Source organism: Bradyrhizobium sp. KZN70725, from assembly GCF_055264925.1.
Map to the genome: position 1 here is coordinate 1 of NZ_JBUYWT010000131.1, position 4,982 is coordinate 4,982.

The 4,982-nt window shown below is 64.8% G+C and carries 6 protein-coding genes; 4 read left to right on the forward strand and 2 right to left on the reverse strand.

What is annotated here, in order from left to right; translation table 11 throughout:
* Positions 1 to 151: 151 nt before the first annotated feature.
* From ACZBJS_RS41900 to rnk, 3 genes are all read left to right on the forward strand, one after another.
* Entirely contained in the window at positions 152 to 718 is a 567-nt protein-coding gene (locus ACZBJS_RS41900; protein ID WP_076827649.1) for a chromate transporter, read from the forward strand.
* Positions 715 to 1,245 carry a chromate transporter gene (locus tag ACZBJS_RS41905; RefSeq protein ID WP_057017908.1) on the forward strand — a complete coding sequence of 177 codons (531 nt, stop codon included), beginning with the start codon at positions 715 to 717 and terminating at the stop codon, positions 1,243 to 1,245. Before ACZBJS_RS41900 ends, ACZBJS_RS41905 begins: the two co-directional genes overlap by 4 nt.
* 299 nt (positions 1,246 to 1,544) lie before the next feature.
* Positions 1,545 to 1,964 carry a nucleoside diphosphate kinase regulator gene (gene rnk, locus ACZBJS_RS41910; protein WP_283064740.1) on the forward strand — a complete coding sequence of 140 codons (420 nt, stop codon included), beginning with the start codon at positions 1,545 to 1,547 and terminating at the stop codon, positions 1,962 to 1,964.
* Between the two features lie 5 nt (positions 1,965 to 1,969).
* On the opposite strand, the gene ACZBJS_RS41915 is transcribed toward rnk, so the two are convergent.
* Both ACZBJS_RS41915 and ACZBJS_RS41920 read right to left on the reverse strand, forming a co-directional pair.
* Positions 1,970 to 2,164: a hypothetical protein gene (locus tag ACZBJS_RS41915; RefSeq protein WP_076827654.1), complete on the reverse strand. Its 195-nt coding sequence runs from the start codon at positions 2,162 to 2,164 to the stop codon at positions 1,970 to 1,972.
* A gap of 141 nt (positions 2,165 to 2,305) precedes the next feature.
* Positions 2,306 to 3,370, reverse strand: a complete 1,065-nt coding sequence (locus ACZBJS_RS41920) for a ketopantoate reductase family protein (protein ID WP_253604417.1) — start codon at positions 3,368 to 3,370, stop codon at positions 2,306 to 2,308.
* Between the two features lie 246 nt (positions 3,371 to 3,616).
* Between ACZBJS_RS41920 and ACZBJS_RS41925 the strand changes: the two genes are divergently transcribed.
* Complete coding sequence (locus ACZBJS_RS41925; protein ID WP_463440276.1) at positions 3,617 to 4,843, forward strand: TetR/AcrR family transcriptional regulator; 1,227 nt, start codon at positions 3,617 to 3,619, stop codon at positions 4,841 to 4,843.
* Positions 4,844 to 4,982: the final 139 nt, after the last annotated feature.

The window sequence follows — 4,982 nt, forward strand, 5'->3', positions numbered from 1 at the left end:
CCGTCGAGCCGATATCCCCAGAAGCATCGAAATCCTCGTGCCGCCAGAGAACTTGCCGATCCTAAGCTGGCTCGGTATCAAACCGTCAAAATCACTGTGACGAGCCACTAGAGTCGGCTCAAGAACAAATCGAACCGGAGCCGCCCCGCCGATGGACGCCATCCCCGCCGCGCAAACCACTAAGCATCACGCACCTGACGTCGGCGAGTTGTTCACGGGCTTCTTCATCCTCGGACTGACCGGCTTCGGCGGCGTGCTGCCGCTGGCGCGCCACATGATGGTGGAGAAGCGCGGCTGGCTCACCGGCGCGGAGTTCACCGACCTGCTCGGGCTGTGCCAGTTCCTGCCCGGAGGCAACATCATCAACATGTCGGTCGCGGTCGGGCTGAAGTTTCGCGGCATTCCCGGCGCGTTCGCAGCGATCCTCGGCCTGATAGCGGTGCCGACCGCGGTCGTGATCGGCCTTGGTGTGATCTATGGCCGCTTCGCCGACGACCCGGTCGTCCGTCATCTATTCGGTGGCCTCGCCGCCGCGGCGGCCGGGCTCCTGATTTCCACGGCGATCAAGATCGCCTGGCCGCTGCGGCGCGATGTGCTCGGCCTCTTCATCGGCGCGCTGTGCGTGCTGGCGATCGCCGTGTTCCGCTTGCCGCTGCTGCCGACCCTGCTGACGCTCGCGCCGCTCAGCATTGTTCTCCGGTCGAGGCAGGCGTCATGAGCGCAACCCTCGTCACGCTCGCGCTGATCTTCGCCGAGCTGTCGTTGCTCGCCTTCGGCGGCGGCAACACCATCCTGCCGGAGATGCAGCGTCAGGTGGTCGACGTCCATCACTGGATGACGGCGCAGGAATTCGGCGCGCTGTTCGCGCTGGCGCAGGCAGCACCCGGGCCGAACATGATGGTGGTGCCGCTGGTCGGCTGGCATGTCGCGGGCTTCTCCGGCGTGCTGGTGACATCGCTCGCCAAGTTCGGGCCGTCGTCGCTGGTGACAGGCTTCGCGCTGCGGCTCTGGGAACGCTTCAAGGACCGGCCCTGGCGCCGCACCGTGCAGGCGGGGCTGGTTCCGGTCACCGCCGGGCTCGTCACGGCCAGCGCCATCGTCATCACCCACGCATCGGCCTCGAGCTGGGGCACCATCCTGATCGCGGCCGGCGTCGCGATCGCCACCACCACGACGCGCATCCATCCGCTTGTCGCGCTCGCCGCCGGCGCGGTGCTCGGCCTGTCCGGCATCGGACAGCCCTGACGCTCTGCTTGCGGCGATGGCGTCTCGTTCCACGCGGCGATGTGCGCGCTTTCGCCGCAATGGATGCGACGTCGCCAGCGGCTATGTTGATAATGCCATGATCGACACGCTCCGCATCGACACCCGTATTGCGCGCCGCGAATTGCGCGCCGGACGTCTGCACGCAGGCAATTAGCCGGCCGGCGATCGCGCGCCGTCCGGATTCCTCTACGTCACCAAATCATTTCAGTCCGTCGCGTCGCGAGATGTCCGCGCGCCGGCGCTCGTGCGCCTCCGATCAACCGCAAAGATCAACCCACATGACCCGAACCATTCAGAACAGCTTTACCGCCCCGGCATTGCCGCCGATCGTGATCACCGCGAGCGAGGCGCATCGCCTCAGTGCGCTGGCCGATTCCAGCATGGCGGTGTTTCCCCGCGTCGCCCAGTTCCTCGCACGCGAGACGGACCGCGCCCAGCTGGTCGCCGACGATGCCGATCTGCATGACGTGGTCCGCATGGGCTCGCTTGTGCGCTACCGCGACGACGAGACCGGCGACGTCAGGGAGGTCGTGCTCGTCTATCCGCACGAAGCCGACATCGCGCTGCGGCGCATCTCGGTGCTGACGCCGGTCGGTGCCGCGCTGATCGGATTGTCGGTTGGCCAGACGATCGATTTTCAGACGCCGAGCCAGCAGACGCGTTCGGTGACGATCCTTGCCGTGACACATGAGGGCTAGCGGCTTTACGCCGCCTGATGACACTGTCCCATCTCGATCCCGTGCCGGCGCCCGCGCGCGATGCCCTCGGCGATCGCCTTCACGACGATCTCGGCGTCTTCGGGGGAGAGGTGATCGAGCGGCTGCCAGGCGCGCATGATGTCGCGTGCGCGATCGAGGTCGCCGTAGATTGCAAGGAGAGGAAGCGATTTGCTCGGCATGTCCGTTGCTCCCAACCGCAGCTGAGCGAGTCTACCTCATCTGGACAGGTCGAGCCATGCGTCCGGCAACCGCGATTGCGTGCATTGCAGATCGCCGATGCATGGCGAGGGCGTTCCTGCCCCCGCCGTCAACGCATTCGGTTACTCCGCGCCGGAGCCGCCCTGCACGATCTTCTCGTTCAGCTTCTGATCGACGGTCTCGACCGTGCGGTCGATCTCGGCGCTCGGCGTGCCGAGCTGATGCGAGATCAGCTTCACCAGCAGGTCGACGCGTTCTATGAAGGGCGCCCCGGCGGCGACCGCGCGGGCCGCCGATGACGGCTTGAGCAGGCTTTCCGCGGCCTTGGCGTATTTCGCGAACGGCACCTGATCCGCGGGATCGGCGCCGAGCTTGCGCGCGATGGCGTCGACATGATCATAGATCGCCTGCGAGCGCGTCAGGTCGCTGTGCACGGCATCGCGGATCGATTGCGGCTCCGTCGGCGTGATGCAGCGATAGTTGCCGGTCAGCAGCATCGACCACTTCGCCAGCGGCACGAACAGCGAATCGAACACCTTCAGCTTCACCGGAACGTCCTGGCCGTCGAGCGTCACCGCGTCGATGTCGGCTTCGAGCTCGCGCAGCACCTTGTTGTGCTTGTCGTCGGCGAAGGCGGAGGCCTTGAAGTTGGTCGGCAGGCCGACATGCAGCACATTGGCCTTCTCCTCCGGCGGACGGAAGGCCTGCGGATCGGGCGAGCACAGCGTGACGAGGCCCGGCTCGAAGCGCTCCCACACCTGCGCGTTGGTGTAGGCCTCCTCGAGGTCCATGCCGGCGAGTGCGGGGATCCGCTTCAGATACGGCAACGGCGGCATGTTCATGATCGACAGGCAGGGCAGCTTCGCCGCCGCGATCTTGATCATCAGCACGCGAACCGTGTGGTTGGTGTATTGCGGCTCCTGCATCGCAAGGCCGACCATGTCGTAGCGCGACACGTCGACATCGGCGGGCGTGACGGCATCGAGCTTGCCCGGCAGATCGCGCGAGAAGATCGAGCGGTGCTCCTTCTCGTCGCGCAGCTTGATCCGCACCTCGGTGCCTTCGCGGTTGATCAGGTCGGCGGTGTTCTTCCGGCACACCAGGGAGACGTTGTGACCCGCCATCAGCAGCTTGGTCCCCAGCAGGGAGCCGTAGGAAGCTCCCAAAATCAGAATGTTGCGCGCCATGCTCTCTCCAATAGCCCTTCTCGCGAAAGGCTTGCTCTCCAAAATCCTGTCCGAAGCTGCTGCCGAACCGATGCCCGGTCGATATTGGTCGTCCCGCATCCACGGGCCGACGGTCGCCAAATCACCAGACAATCAAGACCCGCTGGTGTATGGTATGCCACCGTCTATCGCAGATCGACAAGCGGCTGCCAAGGGGATTATCTCGCGTGCGGACTTTCGTTCCGCGGTCAAGAAGGGCATTCGAGCTTGCAAGTCGCCGCCGACCCGACGGATCGGGCTGAAGAAATCCTCGTCTCAGCTTCCCGGCTGTTTGCCCGCCACTCCTATGCCAACGTGACGATGGAGCAGGTCGCAGCATCGGTGCAGGCCGTGCCGGGCGCGCTGTATCACTATTTCCGCGACAAGGAAGATCTGATCTTCCACTGCTATCTGCGCGGCCTTGCGATCTATCGCCACGAGATCGAGGCGGCCGCCGAGCCCGGCATCGACGGGCTCGAGATCATCAGGCGCTTCGTGCGCGGCAGGCTGAGGCCCGAAGGCCAGCGCATCATCCTGTTCAGCGATATCGATGCGCTGGCGGCGCCCTACAGCAGCGAGGTCCATGCCAAGCGCTGGCAGAACGCCGCGCTGCTGGCGGACATCCTCGATCGGGGCGTGGCGGACGGCTCGATCGCCTGCGACGAGCCGCTGCTCACGGCGGTGGCGCTGATCTCCATCCTGGACTGGGTTCCGTTCTGGCTGTCCGAACGCGACTACTACACGCGGCAACAGGCGATCGATGCCATCGACGACATCATCACGCATGGCGTCTACCGGCGCGAGATCGCGCTCCCCAAAATGCCCGAGCCGCTCAGCCTCGCCCCTTTTCTCGAGGCTCGCGCAGCGTTGAACAAGCGGGCCGCCAAGTTCGACAGGATGCTGTCGATCGCCTCCGACAGCTTCAACCGAAGGGGCGCCTCGGGCACGTCGCTCGAGAGCATCGCAGCCGATGCGGGCATGACCCGCGCCGGCATCTACTATCATTTCAGTGAAAAGGAGAGCCTGTTGCTGGCCTGCCTGCGACGCGGGCTCGCCGGCGAGGTCAGCATTCGCGAGCATCTGCAAGAGCACAGCCTTGGAGCATTCGATCACATCGTGCAGCGAATTCGCCTGCTGCTGATGCTGCACGACACGCCCTGCGGCCCAAAGACGACCTACCACAACATCAACTATCTCAACGACGCAGACCGAAAAGCCTATGTCGGAGACGTGCTGGCGACGATCCGGCAAGACCAGAACAGCTATCAGCGCTGGGTCGACGAGGGCCGTTTCCGCCGCATCGATACCTATTTCGCGGAGCGCATTCTCACCGGAATGGGCCACTGGTATCCGATCTGGTTCAAGACCAGGCGTGACTGGTCTCCAGCCGAGATCGCCGATCATTTCGCGCGGCTATTCCTCGCGGGCCTCAAGCCGCGCCGACATCCAGGCTAGATCCGCCACGGTAGCGATCCCGGTTTCCCCTTCCCCCTGAAAGGCAGGGGTGTCCGGGGAAATTCAGGCATAGTGGAGCTCCATCTGGTCAGGTGAGATGGTTGATTTCCGACGGCTGGGGTTGATGGGCGGAGGTTTG